The organism is Mesorhizobium sp. BH1-1-5 (assembly GCF_020165615.1).
Lineage (GTDB): Bacteria > Pseudomonadota > Alphaproteobacteria > Rhizobiales > Rhizobiaceae > Mesorhizobium.
The window spans coordinates 207,371-223,866 of the sequence record NZ_JAIUIM010000009.1; the positions used below are offsets into that span (position 1 = coordinate 207,371).

Here is a 16,496-nt window from a genome sequence, read left to right on the forward strand (position 1 = left end):
CGCGCTGGTTTGCTAGAGCGTTTCACCGTTTCAGAGAAACGGCGAACCGCTCTATCTCTTTGTTTTGACGCAATTCCGGACGGAAAACCGCTCACACTTTTCCTGGAATTGCTCTAAGCGCTGCCACCTGAATGAAGGGGAATGCGATGAGCGTGAAAACGGAAGCCGGCGTGCCGATCCTCGAGACGGCGCGCACCGTCCTGCGGCCGCACAGGCTGGACGATTTCGAGACCTATGCCGCCATGTGGGCGGAGCCTGCCGTCACCCGTTTCATCGGCGGCAAGCCGCGCACGCGGGAGGAAAGCTGGATGCGCTTCCTGCGCCATGCCGGCCTGTGGTCGCTGATCGGCTACGGCTTCTGGGCGATCGAGGACAAGAAGACGAGACGCTTCATCGGCGAAGCCGGGTTCCACGATCTGAAGCGTGAGATCGAGCCGTCGATCGAGGGCGTGCCGGAGGCAGGTTGGGCCTTGGCTTCGGAGGCGCATGGCCAGGGGCTTGCGAGCGAAGTCGTCGGGCGGATCGTCGCCTGGAGCGACGAGGCGTTCGGACAGGCGAGAACCGTCTGCATCATCGATCCGGAAAACGGCGCTTCGCAGAGAGTGGCCGAGAAGAACGGTTATCGCGAGATTTTGCGCACCGTCTACCACGATAAGCCGACGATCCTGTTGGAACGGCAGGCCGGATCCGGGAAGGGAAGCGTTTAACCAGCCTTGCGGCGCGAGGCCTGCGCCACGCCTTCCCAAACGTCCTCCTTCGCACCCGGCCGATTTCCGAGAGCGGTCATCGCGTCGAATGGCTGCGGCCTGGCTATCGCATAACCCTGCGCATAATCGACGCCGATCGCCTTCAAGGCTTCGACGATGCCGTCGCTTTCGACGAATTCGGCGATGGTGCGCTTTCCCGTCACCTTGCCGATATGATGGATCATCTCGACCATCGCGCGGTCGATGCGGTCGTCGAGCATGTCCTTGACGAAGCCGCCGTCGATCTTGAGGTAATCGACCGGCAAATGCTTCAGATAGGCGAAGGACGACATGCCGGAGCCGAAATCGTCGAGCGCGAAGCGGCAGCCCAGCCCGCGCAGGTCGGCGATGAAACGCATGGCCTCGGTCAGATTGGCGATGGCGCTGGTCTCGGTGATCTCCAGGCAGATCGTTTCGGGCGCAATGGCGTGCGCGGCGAACTGCTCGCGCATGAAGCCGAGAAACGTCTCGTCGCCGAACGTGGCGCCCGAGAGATTGATCGCGCAGGTGGATATCGGCGTCGCGCGCGGATCGGTGCGTCTCGCCGCCAATGTGGCGAAGGTGTTGCGCACCACCCAGCGGTCGATCGCCGGCATCAATCCGTAGCGCTCCGCCGCCGGGATGAAGCTCTGCGGGGTGACGAAGCTGCCGTCCTCGTCGGTCAGCCTGAGCAGGATCTCGATATGCGCGCCGGGCTCGGCAATATCGTCGCGCAGCGGCGCGATCTCCTGCGCATGCAGCCTGAAGCGGTTCTCATCGAGCGCCGCATGCAGGCGCTGCACCCAGGCCATCTCGCCGAAGCGCTCGCGAAGTGCTGAGTCGCCGTCGCTGTGGAGCTGGACGCGGTTGCGGCCCTTTTCCTTGGCCATGTAGCAGGCGACGTCGGCGGCGCGCAGCACCTCCTCCAGCGTCATGCCGGCATTGGCGACTTCGACCATGCCGATGCTGACGCTGATGTTGAAGGGACGCCCTTCCCAGGAGAAATGCAGATCCTGGACCGTGGCGCGCAACCGCTCGGCCGTGGCGGCGGCACAGTCGATATCGCAATCGAAGAGCAGCACGCCGAACTCGTCGCCGCCCAGTCTGGCCAGGATGTCGCCGGGCGGCAGCTCGTTGGCGAGCAGCACCGAGATCTGGCGCAGCAGCTGGTCGCCGGCGGCGTGCCCGCACGTATCGTTGACCAGCTTGAACTGGTCGAGATCGAGATACATCAGCGCGTGCCGGCGCGGCCTCTCCAGCGCTTCGGAGATCGCGCCAGCCAGCCGGTTCTCGAAGTCGCGGCGGTTGACGAGACCGGTCAGCGCATCGTGTGATGCCTGCCATGACAGGCGCTCGATATAGTCCTGCTCGCGCGTCATGTCGTGCAGGGCCAGGACGCAGCCGAGGATCGTGCCGGAAACGATCAGCGGCGCGCCGTTCAGCGCCACCGGCACGACGGAACCGTCGGAACGCTCCAGAAGCTGCGGGCGCACATTGGAGCGGCGCGGCTCGCCCGCCAGCAGGCGCGGAACCAGATCGGTCTCCTCGACGCCGCTGTCCTTGTCGACGAGCCGGAACAACGAAGCGACCGGCCTGCCCTTGGCGGCGGCCAGCGAACAGGCAAGCAGCCTTTCGGCTCCGGCATTCATATAGTCCAGCCGGCCCTCGGCATCGGTGCTGATGACGGCCTGGCCGATCGAGGCCAATGTGATCTGGGCACGCTCGCGCTCGGCGTTGAGGGCGTTCTGGAATGCCTGGCGCTGTTTCATCAGCTTGCGCGTGCGCCAGACGGCGAGGAGGATAAGCAGGGCGGCGGTCGCGAGATTGGCCGCCGTCAGCGCCATCTTAATGAAGCGCGATCCCTCGCCGAGGCTGTCGGAGAATGCCCTGGACAGAGGCCCGATCCGGCGGTCAAGCTGGTGGATTTGCGCCTTCCAGAGACCGGTCTCGGCCGCCGACGCCGGCCCGTTCTCGAGCCGTCGATGCATGTCGTCGCCAAGTCCTTCGATGGCGAGGATCATCTCGTCGGCAGCCGTCCAGTGGCGGATCGCGGTATCGAGATAGCTCACGCCGCGGAAATTCCGGAACAGCCAGATCAGGCCGTCGACATCGTCGGGATGGTTGTTGCCGCCAAGAAAGCCAAGCCGGGCCGTATTCGTGTCGGGCTCGGCCTGCTCGAGCGCCAGCCGCGCGGCGCGATCGGCGAGCGGCACGGCGATGGCCTGGCGATATTCCTTGAAATACTCTTCCTGGCCGGTGTCGGCATATAGGCTGAGGAAATAGATGGCGTGCTTCTGCCCCTTCGACCATTGGCTTTCGCCGCCGACATAGGCGCGGACGGCAGACAGCGTGTGGAGGCTGAGCGTCGCAACCAGTGCCTGGATCAGGACGACCGCGACGAAAGGCCAGACCAGTCCGATAAGACGCGGGGCGGCGTCGGTCGATGAGAGCTTCATCCCATTCCCATGGAGCTTGTGCTGGCTCCCTCGGTGTCTGTCCGACTGGCTCATCCGTCGGTTGAGACGATGTTCTTCCCCGCATGTCGCCCAGTTACTGGCGACATCAATCCAGATAACGGGTCTGGCTTAACAGCCGATAAATTTGTCCAGTATTTGTTTCATGAGTTATTGCTCAGCAACAGAAGGACGCTTACGCTGCGTGATGCCGATATTTGGCGCATAGTTATCGACCCGCGTTGCCGAGGCGCGGATGAAAAAGCCGGCAACATCAACCTGATAGCGCGCCCCAGCCGTCTCTCAGCGTTTGACCTTGGATCTGTTGAGGGCCACGGCCTCGCGAACGAGCGCCTTCAAGGCGTCGGCGTCGATCTTGTCGCCTTGCTTGAAATCGATGGCGCGCCTGGTGTTGCCTTCGAGGCTGGAGTTGAAGAGCTTCTTGGGATCGGCCAGTGCCGCGCCCCTGGCGAAGGTCAGCTTGACGACGGCCTTGTAGGTCTCGCCGGTGCAGATCATGCCGGCGTCCTCCCAGACCGGGACGCCGCGCCATTTCCATGTCTCGACCGCTTCGGGCGCGGCTTGCCTGATCAAGGCGCGGAGCTGGGCAAGCGTCTCGCCGCGCCAGTCGCCGAGCTCCTTGATCCGTCCGTCGATCAGCTCTGACGGAGACTTGCCGTCCTGCGCGCCGCCTTGTTGCATGTCCATTTCTCCCTCGATGCTGGATAGTGATCGCCACCATGGCCCTTTTAGGGAGACGGCGCTTGATCTTCGTGCGCTTACATCCGTTCGCCAGGCAGCTGGCTCGCCTGCTTCACCCAGGAAACGAATTGCTCCTCGTCGAGCCGGCCGTCCTCATGGATGTGGAAATAGCGCGTGTCCTTGCTCCTGGATTCGACGGGAGGCACGGGCTTCAGCGACAGGCCGCGGAAGAATGCCACCTTGATGTATTTGGCGAAGCAATGGATGCCAAGAAACCAGCCGTCGCCCTCCATGCCATAGAATGGAGAGTTCCATTTGACGGCTTTCCGCGCATCGGGGACGGCCTCAACGATGAGCTGGTCGAGCCGGCGCCCGACCTCGCTCTTCCAGCCCGGCATCGCCGCGATATAGGCCTGCACGGGCGCGTCGCCATAGCCCTTGGCGATCTGCGGGTTGCCGCCCGAAAGCAGGACCGGCTTCTTGTCCGCGGATCCGGCGGCAGTTTTCGGCGATTTCGCTTTCGCCATCAGGCTGATCCGATGCGCTCGCGCGCCGGCTCACCACGTGATTTGGCGACATAGGGCAGCACGAACATATAGAGTCCGCTGAACAGCAGCAGGAAAAGCGGGATCAACGGCGAATAGACGATCCAGGCGGGCGGCGGGCCCATGGCCATCGCGGCGAAATTGGCGATGACGGTCATAGTAAAAATAATCGACAGCCAGCGGTGAAGCTGCCTGATCCACTTGCTCCAGTCCAATGCTACCTCCTCTGTCGAACGATTAAAACGTCAGCCTTGCCAGCGCGCCAGCTGCGAAAGCTGGATGAGGTTGCCGCAGGTGTCGTTGAGCTGCGCGATGGTCGCGCCGGTCACCGCGGTCGGCGCCATGGCGAAGGTGCCGCCATTGGCCTTGATGCGCTCATGGTCGCTCTTGATGTCGTCGGTGAAAAGCATCAGCGCCGGCTGGCCCTGCTTGAAGATGGCCTGCTGATAGGTCTTTGCCGCCGGATTGTCGTTGAGCGCCAGCTGCAGCTCGGTGCCGTCCGGATCGTCGGGCGAGGTGACGGTCAGCCAGCGAAACGGCCCGTTGGTGAAGTCGGCCTTCTTGGTGAAGCCCAGAACGTCCATGTAGAAGCCGAGGGCCTTTTCCTGGTCGTCTACATAGATGCTGGTCAGCTTGATCTTCATTTTCGTGTCTCCATTGCTTACGCCTGCGGTTTGCCGCCCCGCCAGGACCTGTGTCTGTCTTCTGACGCTTCGGCGGACTCAATCGATCCGCGAAAGCAGTTCCTCCAGGGCGGCGATGTTGCGCTTCCAGCCCACCGTGGCGCCGCGGTAATACGGCTTCTGGTCGGTGCGGAAGCCGACCTGCTCCATGCGCAGATGCGTGCCTGTGCCTGTCGGGGTGAGCGTCCAGGTGACGACGCTCTCGAGATCCTTGGTGTCCCAGCTGTAGGACAGGGTCCGGTTGGGCTCGACCGCCCGCACCTGGCAGTCGACGCCTCCCCATTCCGCGTTCAGATTGAAGCGGTGGTCCATGACCGGCTTGAAGTTGTTCTTCATCAGCCACTCCTCGATGAGATGCGGTTGGGTGAGCGCGCGCCAGATCTTTTCAGGCGGAAAAGGGATCTCGCGCTCGACGATGACGGAGCGCGTTGCTGCTTCATTCATTGATCCATCCTTTTGAGCAGGTCTTCCAGGTCGTCGAACCGGCTTTCCCAAAACCCCGCCATGTCGCGCGTCCAGTCCATCAATGGCGCCAGCGCCTTGAGCTGGGCGCTGTAATGGGTCTGGCGCCCTTCATGGCGGTCGCGCACCAGTCCTGCCTCCTTGAGCACGCCCAGATGCTTCGACACCGCCGGCTGCGACACGCCGGCCTGCGCGGTCAGGGCTCCGACCGTCTGCTCGCCCTGGCGGCAGAGACGTTCGAAGATGGCGCGTCGCGTCGGATCGGCAAGCGTCCTGAACAGCATATCGTGCGCGGTCGTCATTTTAATCGATAACCCGTTGGCTATTGATTTTCGTATAACCGCCGGGATATATGTGAGTCAAGCGCAAAGCTGGGAGCGGCGATGATCCTTGTCACGGGAGCGACAGGCCATGTTGGCAGCGAAGTTGCCCGCACATTGGCCAAGCGCGGTCGGAACGTGGTCGCGATGGTCCGAGACGCCAGTACCGCGCGCCGCCGATTGCCAGCTTCGATGCCGCTTCGCGTCGCCGATTATGAAGACATCCGCGCTCTTCGAACGGCGTTCGAGGGTGTCGATGTTCTGGTCCTGATTTCGAGCGACGGCGCGGCAAATGCCGTGAGGCGGCACCACGCCAATGTCATCGAGGCAGCGGCCGCCGTTGCGGTCGGGCATATCGTCTTCACGAGTATCCTCGACACGGGCGAACTGTCGCCGTTCTATTTCTCGTCTGTCTACCGCGACACGGAGCGCCAGCTGGCGCATTGCGGCGTGCCCTCGACCGTTTTGGCATGCGGCCTTTACTCAGAGTTCATTCTTGATAGCTGGCTTTTGCCTTGCGCTGCTTCGGGGGAGCTCGCGCTTCCCGCCAGCCATGGTAAATTTGCGCCGATCTCGCGCAACGAATTCGCGGCCGCCGTGGCGACAGTCGCCGCCCGACCCGGCGGATTTGCAGAAACGCACATCTTCACCGGCGATCGCCTGCTCGATTTTGATGATGTCTGCAGCATCTACAGCGAGGCGAGCAGCAAGCCGCTGCGCTACCGCCCGTGTTCCATCGAGGAATATGTGGCCGCTGCGTCCACCCAGATCGAAGAGCCTTGGCCCCATGCCTTTGCAAGCCTGTGCGCCTCTATCGGCGAGGGCTGCTACAACTTTACGACAGCCGACTTTGCGGCAGTTACCCGCCGAAAACCGGAAAGTTTCCGGGGTTTCCTGCTGCGAACAATCCCGGCGAATTCGCGGGGCGGCATTGCTAAGCTCTAGCTTGCGCCGACATTCGCATGGTCCAGCATGGATGCCTTCTCGCCGAAGGGTGGCGCGCTACGCAGTTCTCCTGGAATTTCTCTAAGCCGGGTCGGCTGCCGGAACGGTCAAATCCCTCAGCAGCGTCGAGAGCTCCGGCTCGTCGATGAGCAGGGCGGCGTCGGCCGCCGGCAGCCATGCGCGCTGCCGGTTCGCAGCTTCCTGCCAGTCGGCAAGCTCCTCGGTGACCTGGAGCAGGTAGGCCGCAACGTCGACGCGAATGAAGCCGTTGGTCATGCGTTTCCAATAGGAATAGGTGCCGGCAGGCTGCTTCAGCGCCTTGCCGAGAACGCCGGCTTCCTCCTGGGCTTCGATCGTTGCCGCTTTGCGGCCGGACTTGCCCTTCATCGGCCAACCTTTGGGCACAATAAAGCGCCGCGTGGTGCGTGAGGTAACCAGCAACACTTCGAGGCTGCCGTCTTCTCGCAACCGATACGGAATGGCCGCTACCTGGCGGATCCGTTGGCCTTTCCTGGCTCTGCGAACTGCTTTCTTTTTGGTTGTTGCCATCCCAAATTCCGGTGAGAGCAGCATCCTGCCACACGCACTTAGCGCGGCAAAAACCTGTCCCCCTGCAAACCCTAGAGCGTCTCACCGTTTCGTGGAAACGGCGAACCGCTCTATCTTTCTGTCTTGACGCAATTCCTGACGGAAAACCGTGTCACACTTTTCCTGGAATTGCTCTAAAATCCCCACCCTTGCAATCAGGCATTTTGCCAGCAAGTAAGTCGGCTAATAAACTGAAAAAAACAAAATGTCAGCGGCAAACCCTGGAAATCGTGTTGCCGACCGCTTCCATCCGACATGTCTTGTCATATACCGGCACGTCGGGCTGACCCCTGGGCACGGTCGGGCGATCGAGCTCGCGATAGATTTGCTGCTGCTGCTGGTATTGCTGCCGCTGCAACCGGTTCTGCAACTGCTGCAGCTCGTTCTGCTGCACCAATGCGTTGCGATTTGTCGGGATGACGATCTGCGCATAAGACGGCGCAATCGGAGAAACCGCGGCCGCCAGCACGGCGCCTGCCAGAACAGCCAGAGTGTGACGAAGCATCCACGCGGCTCCCATACGAAAAACCATGCTTTTCATATAGTGCGCGCGGGCCATAACGCCATGGGTGACCGCCAAACGTGATGCGGTTCACGGAAGCCGCGCGATTGCCGTCATATGACGACTGGCAAACGCCGTGCGATTTGGTCAGTGTCCCTTACGTAAGTTTTTGGGTTCCACAACCGAAAAGTTAGGATATCCTAAAAAAGGCACCACTCAGCAACCGGGGGGTGTATCCACTTGGACGGGCATGACGCGGCCTGCAAGCCGCAAAGGGGACGTGGCGCTGACTTAAGGGTGGTGAGCGCGATCACGACGGGGATGGGGTGGCATGGCTTTGTTTTCAAAGCAGGGTGCGCAATGCGCGTTGTGCGTTGCGGATCATCAGCCTCGGGCTAGGGGGGCTACAGAAGCCGGCGATTTCAACCTGAGTATCGGCCGGACCGCAGTCCTGGCGGGCCGTCTCGGTTTTTTGCTCGGCGCGACGGCCCTGGCCGGGCTTCCCGGCCTGCATTCCGCTCAGGCTCAAGTCGTGATCAATCAGAATGGAGCCGACGCGCCCAATCGCGGCCCTGGCGGTTATGACGAGGACGGCGTCAATGGCGGCGATGGCGGCGCCGTCAACGACACCAACAATGCAGACCAGCTCAATGTGGGTGCGTCGGCCTATGTCGGAACCGCCAATGGCGGCAAAGGCGGCAATGGCGGATATGGCGGTTTCGGCACTCCTATTCATACGAACGGCGGCGAGGGCGGAAATGGCGGCCATGGCGGCACTGTCGACATCACCAACAATGCGGACCTTTCCACGACCGGCGACAGTCACAGCGGAATAGTTGCGACGGCCATCGGAGGCCGGGGTGGCGACGGTGGCGGCGCAGCGCCGTCAACAACCGCGGAATCCGGAGACGCGGGCAATGGCGGTGCCGGCGGCACGGCCAGCGCCACCGCGTCGGCCACCAGCTCGGTCACCACCACGGGCAACTCGTCCTACGGTATCTATGTCGATGCGAGCGGCGGCAATGGCGGGCAGGGTGGCGATTTCGACGCAGCAGTGATCGGCGCTGGTGGCAATGGCGGCAACGGCGCCTCGGGCGGCAGCGCTTCCGCCAGCAACGCCGGTTTGATCGACACGTCGGGGACGTTCTCCTACGGCATGCTGGTTCGTTCCGCCGGCGGCAATGGCGGCAATGGCAAAGGCGGTCTCGGCATCATATCCGAAGGCGGCAATGGCGGCGCCGCGACGATCGGAGGGACGGTCGAGGGCACCAATACCAGCACCGGCAGCATCACCACCCGGGGTGATTTCGCCAGCGGCCTGGTCGTCCAGTCGGTCGGCGGCGGCGGTGGTGGTGGCGGCGGCGCGTTCGGCCTGTTCGGCGGCGGCGGTGCCGGCGCAGCCGGCAACGATGGCGGCTCGGCGACGGGAACGAACGACGGCAAGATCGAGACCAACGGCACCGGCGCCATCGGCATGCTGGTGGAATCGGTCGGCGGCGGCGGTGGTGACGGAGGCGGTGCGGCCGGCATCGTTTCGATCGGTGGCACGGCCGGCGGTGGCGGCATCGGCGGCACGGTCACAGCCAATGTCGGCGGCACGATCACGACGGGCGCCGACGGCAGCGGCGATGGCGCCCATGGCGTGCTCGCGCAATCGGTCGGCGGCGGCGGCGGCAATGGCGGCTATGGGGCCGCGGCGCTTTCGAACATAGCGGTCGCCATCGGCGGCGGTGGCGGCACGGGCGGCAATGGCGGTGCCGTGAACGTCAATCAGGCGGGCGCCGGCGCAAGCGTCTCCACTCACGGCAGTTCGGCTGTCGGCATCCTGGCCCAGTCGGTCGGCGGCGGCGGCGGCAACGGCGGAGGAAGCATAGCAGCCGGGGCTTTCGTTTCCGTGGCCGTCGGCGGCAGCGGCGCGGCGGGCGGCGACGGTGGCGAAGTCACCTACAAGATCGCCAATGCGACGGTGAACACGAACGGCAGCGATTCCACCGGTATCCTGGCTCAATCCGTGGGTGGCGGCGGCGGCAACGGCGGTTTCGCGCTCAGCGGTGCGGGCCTGGCCGCGGTCGGGGTCGGCGGACAAGGTTCGGCCGGCGGCGTCGGCAAGAAAATCGATGTCACCAGCGGCGGCAAGGTCGAAACCCAGCAGCAGCGTTCGGCCGGCATCATCGCGCAATCGATCGGCGGTGGCGGCGGCAATGGCGGGTTCTCGGCAGCAGGCAGTTTGGGCGCCAGCGTCGGGGTCGGCGGCTCCGGCAGCAAAGGCGGCGATGGCGGCCAGGTGTTTTTCCGGACGCCCGACGGCGGCAATCAAACCATCATCACGCATGGCGCGGACTCGACGGGCCTGATCGTTCAGTCGATCGGCGGCGGCGGCGGTAATGGAGGGTTCGCTGGAACGTTTGCGGTTGCTGCGACGGTAGGTATCGGCGGCGGCGCCGGCGCCGCGGGCGCGGGCGTCGACGTGCACACCACCTATAACGGCTCGGTCGAGACCTTCGGCGAGCGCTCGGCCGGCATCATCGTGCAGTCGATCGGCGGCGGCGGCGGCAATGGCGGCGGCGTCATCGGTCTCAGCGCCGGCATCACCGTCGGCGTCGGCGGGAGCGGGGCCGGCGGCGGCGGCGCGGGCGCCGTCGAATACCACTCCGCAAGCACCACCATCACCACGCATGAAGTGAATTCGGCCGGCCTCGTCGTGCAGTCGATCGGCGGCGGCGGCGGCAATGGCGGCTTCTCGTTCAACCTGGCCGCCGGCGCTTCGGTCGGTGTCGGCGGCAAGGGCGGAGCGGCGGGTGCATCGAACACCGTGACGGTCGATATCGACGACGGCACCATCCACACGATGAAGGACCATTCGACCGGCATCCTCGCCCAGTCGGTGGGCGGCGGCGGCGGCACGGGCGGCGGCAGCATAGCCGGCAGCCTCTCGCTCAATGTCGGCATCGCCGGCAACGGCGCCGGCGGCGGCAATGGCAACACCGTCGACGTCACCAACGGCGCCGACATCACCACGGACGGCGTCCAGTCGCACGGCATCCAGGCGCAGTCGATCGGCGGCGGCGGCGGCTCGGGCGGCTTCTCGATCGCGGTCGGCGGGCCTTCACTCGCGGTCGGCGGCGCGGCGAAAGACGGCGGCAGCGCCATGAAGGTCACGGTGATCAATTCGGGCGTGATCAAGACCAATGACGACCTGTCGGTCGGCATCCTGGCCCAGGCCATCGGCGGTGGCGGCGGCGACGGTGGCCTGGCGGGGGCCGGCGGCCTGTTCACCGCGGTCGGCGTCGGCGGCAAGGGCGGCGGCGGCGGCAATGGCGCCGAGGTCGAGGTCACCAATACCGCCAACATCACCACCAAGGGCGATCTTGCCCACGGCATCATGGCGCAATCGGTCGGCGGCGGTGGCGGCAATGGCGGCAATGCCGGCGCGGTGTCGGTCGGCGCCTTTGTCGGCGTCGGCGTCGCTGTTGGCGGCGATGGCGGCGTCGGCCGCGACGCCATGAAGGTCACGGTCGACCATACCGGCGACATCACCGTCAGCGGCATGGGCGCCAAGGGCATCATAGCGCAGGCCATCGGCGGCGGCGGCGGCAATGGCGGCAAGGCCGTCGCCGGCGCCTTCAGCGCCGGGCTCTATGCGTCCGCGGCCGTGGCGGTGACCGTCGGCGGCAGCGGCGGCAATGGCGGTTCGGGCGGCGAGGTGTTCGTCAAGGCCAACGGCAAGATCGTATCGCTGACAGACGCGGACGGTTCCGGCGGCATCGTGGCGCAGTCGATCGGCGGCGGTGGCGGCAATGGCGGCCGCGCCACGTCGATTGCCGGCGCGGTCAGCGACGAGGTCACGATCAATGTCGGCGTCGCCATCGGCGGCAGCGGCGGCAATGGCGGCCAGGGCAACAAGGTCACCGTGGAAACCGGCCTGGTCGGCGGCGGCCAGATCGTGACCAAAGGCTTCCAGGCGGTCGGCATACTGGCGCAGTCGATCGGCGGCGGCGGCGGCAATGGCGGTGACACGTTTGGCGGCGCCGGCGGCTACGGCAACAGCGTGACGGTGGCGGCGACCGTCAACATCGGCGGCAAGGGCGGCGGCTGCATCGACAACGACCCGACCAAATGCAACAGCGCCGGCGACGTCCATGTCAACAATGCGATGACCGTCTCCACCGAGGGCGATTCCTCCAGCGCGATCGTGGCGCAGTCGATCGGCGGCGGCGGCGGCAATGGTGGCACCAGCACCGGCGGTTCGGCCACCCTCGGCGGTGGTGAGGGCGTCAATGTGACCGCCAATTTCGCCATGGGCGGCGGTGGCGGCACAGGCGGCTTCGGCAACACGGTCGATGTCATCAATTCGGGCAATCTGACCACGACCGGCGCTTTCTCGTCGGGCATCATGGCGCAGTCGATCGGCGGCGGCGGCGGTATCGGCGGTTCCAGCACGGCCAAGTCCTACAATATCGGCGGCACCAGCCAGACCAGCGTCAGCGTCAACATGGGTCTTGCTGGCTCCGGCGGCGGCGCGGCCAACGCGATGAAGGTCACGGTCAACAACACCGGCATCATCCTCACCTCGGGCTTCGGCTCCACCGGCATCATGGCGATGTCGGTCGGCGGCGGCGGCGGCGCCGCGGGCGCCGCGTCGGCTTCGGACGAAACCGTAGGCGGGGATATCGGCTCCGGCGATGAAGGCTCGACCTCGGTTTCGATCGGCGTGGCTCTCGCCCTTCCCGGCGGCACTGCCGGCGATGGCGGCCAGGTCTCCGTCACCAACAACAACTGGATCATCACCGACGGCGCTTTCTCCTACGGCATCAGCGCCAGCTCGATCGGCGGCGGCGGCGGTGTCGGCGGCTCGGCTTCGGCCGGCGCCACGGCCGAATACGCCATCGGCGGCGCCATCGCCGGTGGCGGCGGCAGCGCAGGCAACGGCGCCCTGGTCGAAGTCACCAACAATTCGAACGGCGTCATCTGGACCAAGCAGGAGAACTCGATCGGCGTCTTCGCGCAGTCGATCGGCGGCGGCGGCGGTTCAGGCGGCGCGGGAAAAAGCACCGGCAGCGACGGCGGCACGGTCGACGTCAAGTTCTCGATGGGCGGGCTGGGCGCCGGCGGCGGCGACGGCGGCGAGGTGCATGTCACCAACAGCGGCATCATCGAAACCGACATGGCCAACTCGCACGGCATCATGGCGCAGTCGATCGGCGGTAGCGGCGGCGTCGGCGGTGCGGCGGCCTCGACATCCGCGGACGCCAAGGTTTCGATCGCGGCATCGCTCGGCGGGCTCGGCGGCCATGGCGGCGTCGGCAAGTTCGTCCATGTGATCAACAACTCGAGCGGCGTCATCCAAACCAACGGCGACAATTCCTACGGCATCTTCGCCCAGTCGATCGGCGGCGGCGGCGGCGCGGCCGGCAGCGGCTCGACGACGACAGGTGCCGCCGAGGACGTGTCGGTGAGCCTCTCCATCGGCGGCATCGGCGGCGCAGGCAGCAAGGGCGGCGACGTCACGGTCGAGAACCATGGCGAGATCACCACGTACGGCTATCTTTCGCACGGCATCTTCGCGCAGTCGGTCGGCGGCGGCGGCGGCGCTTCCGGTGCGGCCGCCAATGCGACCGATGGCGACACCAAGGTCGGCGGCCAGGTGCTTGCCTTAGGCGTTTCCTTGCCTGCCGGCGTGGGCGCGGATGGTGGCCACGTGATCGTCACTAATGACGGCGTGATCACGACCAACAAGGACGGCGCGATCGGTATCTTCGCGCAGTCGATCGGCGGCGGTGGCGGCTATGGCGGCACGGTTTCGAGCGATGCGGCGGGAGACAGTGCCTTCGCCCTGCAGATCGGCGGCTTCGGCGGCCGCGGCGGCAATGGCGGCCAGGTTGAAGTTACCGTATCAGGCTTGATCGAGACGTTTGGTGAGCGCGCGCATGGCGTTGTCGCGCAGTCGATCGGCGGCGGCGGCGGTTATGGCGGCGATGCCAGCGGCAAGACATCCAATGCGTTGGCCATCGGCGGTCTCGGCGGGGACGGCGGGGACGGCGGCAATGTCACGGTCAAGCGCACCGGCGAGATCATAACCCACGGCAAGGATTCCATCGCCATCATCGCTCAGTCGGTCGGCGGCGGCGGCGGTTTCGGCGGCGCGGGGTTCGGCCGCTTCGGCGCCGATGACGATGGCGGCGGGCCGAACGCCATCGGCTTCAACACGCCGGGCGGCACCAAGGGCACCGGCGGCACGGTCACCATCATCCAGTCGGGGGCGATCGAGACCGATGGCGACCGCGCGCACGGCATCGTCGCCCAGGCAGTCGGCGGCGGTGGCGGCGCGGGCGGCAATTCCTCGCTCGACATGAACCAGTCGGCCGCCGGCTCGCAAGGCGGCATCGGCGACGCGGCGGCGGCGACGGCCAGCACCGACAGCCAGGTCTGGGTGAAGGGCGCGAGCTCCTATGCGATGTTCGGCCAGAGCGCGACCGGCCAGGGCAACTCCAACCTTGTCCATCTGACCGCCGGCGGCAGCCTGTTCGCGCAGGGCGCCGATTCGGTGGCGGCCTATGGCGAGAGCACGGCGCAGGGCACCAAGGGCAACATCACCATGGACCTGCAGGGCCAGTACACGATCGGCGGTGCCAACACCGGCGTCGCCGTCATGGTGGTGGGCGGACAGGACAACACCGTCAACAACAACAGCCTGCTTTACGCGATGGGCGCGACGCCCACCTTCTCGATCCAGCAATCGAAACTGACAGCCTTCAGCGCCTCGCTACTGGCACCCGGTCCGGTCGTGCCGGACGATGCGATCCTGGAATCGCTGCTCGACCAGTTCAGCCCGCTCGCGGTCACCGGCACGTCGGGCAACGAGACTTTCAAGAACAAGAAGAGCACCGTCGGCCTTGGCCGGGTGATCGGCAATGTCGATCTCGGCGGCGGCCTCAACGAGTTCGACAATTTCGCCGATTCCTCGTTTGTCGGTCTGAAATCGATCAATCTCGGCGCCGGCGGATTGTTCAAGAACCAGGGCCTGATGACCAATCAGGGCATCGGCGTGGTGGCGACGATCGACGTCACCGGCGGCTGGACCCAGGACGATACCGGCTCCTTCGTCACCGATATCGACCTCAACAACCAGATCACCGACAAGCTCGTCCTGACCGAAACCGGCGACTTCGACGGGACAGCGCCGCTCAACTTCCTGTCGATCGACAAGCTGTTCACCCAGTATACCCTGGCGTCGGGCTCGGCGATGACCGATTCCGGCATCACGGCGCAGACGCTGCATCCGGCGGTCGGCTTCAACTTCCTGACCCGAGTCGACAACGGCACCGACCTGGTGCTCTACGCCGACAACCCGACATTCCTCGAACTGGCGCAGGATCCGGGCTCCGGCACGACGGATCCGGGTGTGTTCCAGATGGCGCAGTATCTCGACGACGTCGAGGCCGCCTCGAGCCCGGACAATCCGATGGCGCGGCTGATCAACATGCTGCGGTTCTCGCAGACCGACGCGGAGCTGGGCGCGGCGCTGACGCGACTGACGCCGCACTATGCCGTGCACACCTTCGACATGATCAACCGCGCCACCGACACCATGCTCGACCAGGCGCATGAATGCACTGGCGTCGCGGCCTACAAGAATATCGACGGCCGCTGCATCTGGGGCACGATCACCCCGCAGGCCGAATACAGCCGGGATGCCGGGGCCGGCACCACCAGCCGGAACGATACGTTGAAGACCATGTCGCTGGGCGGCATCGCCGAGGTCGGGCACAATTGGTCGCTGGGCGCCACAATCGGCCGCACCGAGTACGATTCCAAGATCGGCTTCAACGGCGACGAGCTGTCGGACACAAAAGGCGAATCCTGGCAGGCCTATGCTCTGGCGAAGTACGAGAACAACAACTACTTCGTCGACGTCGCGGTCGGCGGCGGCACCGGCTCCTTCAGGGGCGAGCGCGACACCCATATCGATCAGGTCGGCTTCATTCCCGGCGAGACGCTGGACGGTGTCTATTTGCCCGAGGAACTGCTCGACGGCATCGGCAACAGCGTCACCTACAAGCAGGATACCTCCCAGTTCAGCGGTTCGGCGCGGGTCGGCATGACGCGTCAGATGGGCGCTTTCTACCTGCAGCCGACAATCCAGTTCGACGCGCGCTGGCTCGACGTCTCCGGCAAGGAGGAGGGCTCGGTCGCTGCCTTCAGCTTCGACGGCAGCGACAACATGTTCTATGCCGTGACACCGGCGCTGGAAGTCGGGGCCGACATCCCGGTCAGCGATATCGCCAGCTTCCGCATCTACGGAAAGGCCGGCGTCGAGTTCTCCACCAAGCAGTGGGAGATCGAGGGGCGTTTTGCCGCCGCCGAGAATCTGCCCGGCAACCCGGCATTGCACTTGACGGAAGCTATCGATTCGCCGCTCTATCGGGTCGGCGCCGGGCTGGAGCTCAATGGCGTCAACGGCGTCGGGTTGGCGGTCAGGTACAACGGCGCCTTCGGGGAAACGGTCAAGCAGAACGCGGTCAGCGCGTCTCTGAAAGTCAGCTTCTAGCTGACGCGGGGCGGCGGCCAAGA

General features: G+C 65.2%; 12 protein-coding genes. 3 read left to right on the forward strand and 9 right to left on the reverse strand.

Annotated elements, in window-relative coordinates:
• Positions 1 to 146 precede the first annotated feature (146 nt).
• Positions 147 to 707, forward strand: coding sequence for a GNAT family N-acetyltransferase (locus LB572_RS14715; RefSeq protein WP_224668210.1), 561 nt, complete (start codon positions 147 to 149; stop codon positions 705 to 707).
• Here the strand turns inward: LB572_RS14715 and LB572_RS14720 are convergent.
• From LB572_RS14720 to LB572_RS14750, 7 genes are all read right to left on the reverse strand, one after another.
• The gene (locus LB572_RS14720) at positions 704 to 3,181 is read right to left on the reverse strand and encodes an EAL domain-containing protein (RefSeq protein ID WP_224668211.1); all 2,478 of its coding nucleotides are present in this window, start codon (positions 3,179 to 3,181) and stop codon (positions 704 to 706) included. The two genes, LB572_RS14715 and LB572_RS14720, sit on opposite strands and share 4 nt — an antisense overlap.
• 300 nt (positions 3,182 to 3,481) lie before the next feature.
• Positions 3,482 to 3,886: a DUF1801 domain-containing protein gene (locus tag LB572_RS14725; protein ID WP_412033562.1), complete on the reverse strand. Its 405-nt coding sequence runs from the start codon at positions 3,884 to 3,886 to the stop codon at positions 3,482 to 3,484.
• Between the two features lie 71 nt (positions 3,887 to 3,957).
• Positions 3,958 to 4,407 carry a DUF1801 domain-containing protein gene (locus LB572_RS14730; RefSeq protein ID WP_224668212.1) on the reverse strand — a complete coding sequence of 150 codons (450 nt, stop codon included), beginning with the start codon at positions 4,405 to 4,407 and terminating at the stop codon, positions 3,958 to 3,960.
• Positions 4,407 to 4,640: a hypothetical protein gene (locus tag LB572_RS14735; RefSeq protein WP_140802951.1), complete on the reverse strand. Its 234-nt coding sequence runs from the start codon at positions 4,638 to 4,640 to the stop codon at positions 4,407 to 4,409. The genes LB572_RS14730 and LB572_RS14735 overlap by 1 nt, the downstream gene beginning before the upstream one ends.
• Before the next feature lie 30 nt (positions 4,641 to 4,670).
• Positions 4,671 to 5,069, reverse strand: a complete 399-nt coding sequence (locus LB572_RS14740; protein WP_224668213.1) for a VOC family protein — start codon at positions 5,067 to 5,069, stop codon at positions 4,671 to 4,673.
• Positions 5,070 to 5,147: 78 nt separating this feature from the next.
• The gene (locus LB572_RS14745; protein WP_140802949.1) at positions 5,148 to 5,552 is read right to left on the reverse strand and encodes an SRPBCC family protein; all 405 of its coding nucleotides are present in this window, start codon (positions 5,550 to 5,552) and stop codon (positions 5,148 to 5,150) included.
• A complete protein-coding gene (locus LB572_RS14750) occupies positions 5,549 to 5,872 on the reverse strand; it encodes an ArsR/SmtB family transcription factor (RefSeq protein ID WP_040990288.1) in 324 nt (107 codons plus the stop codon). The genes LB572_RS14745 and LB572_RS14750 overlap by 4 nt, the downstream gene beginning before the upstream one ends.
• Positions 5,873 to 5,953: 81 nt before the next feature.
• Between LB572_RS14750 and LB572_RS14755 the strand changes: the two genes are divergently transcribed.
• Positions 5,954 to 6,835, forward strand: coding sequence for an NmrA family NAD(P)-binding protein (locus LB572_RS14755; protein ID WP_224668214.1), 882 nt, complete (start codon positions 5,954 to 5,956; stop codon positions 6,833 to 6,835).
• A gap of 81 nt (positions 6,836 to 6,916) precedes the next feature.
• Here the strand turns inward: LB572_RS14755 and LB572_RS14760 are convergent, their stop codons facing one another.
• Both LB572_RS14760 and LB572_RS14765 read right to left on the reverse strand, forming a co-directional pair.
• A complete protein-coding gene (locus LB572_RS14760) occupies positions 6,917 to 7,384 on the reverse strand; it encodes an NUDIX hydrolase (protein WP_224668240.1) in 468 nt (155 codons plus the stop codon).
• A gap of 247 nt (positions 7,385 to 7,631) precedes the next feature.
• A complete protein-coding gene (locus LB572_RS14765; RefSeq protein WP_224668215.1) occupies positions 7,632 to 7,964 on the reverse strand; it encodes a hypothetical protein in 333 nt (110 codons plus the stop codon).
• Between the two features lie 493 nt (positions 7,965 to 8,457).
• On the opposite strand from LB572_RS14765, the gene LB572_RS14770 reads away from it, so the two are divergent.
• Complete coding sequence (locus LB572_RS14770) at positions 8,458 to 16,473, forward strand: autotransporter outer membrane beta-barrel domain-containing protein (RefSeq protein WP_224668216.1); 8,016 nt, start codon at positions 8,458 to 8,460, stop codon at positions 16,471 to 16,473.
• Positions 16,474 to 16,496: the final 23 nt, after the last annotated feature.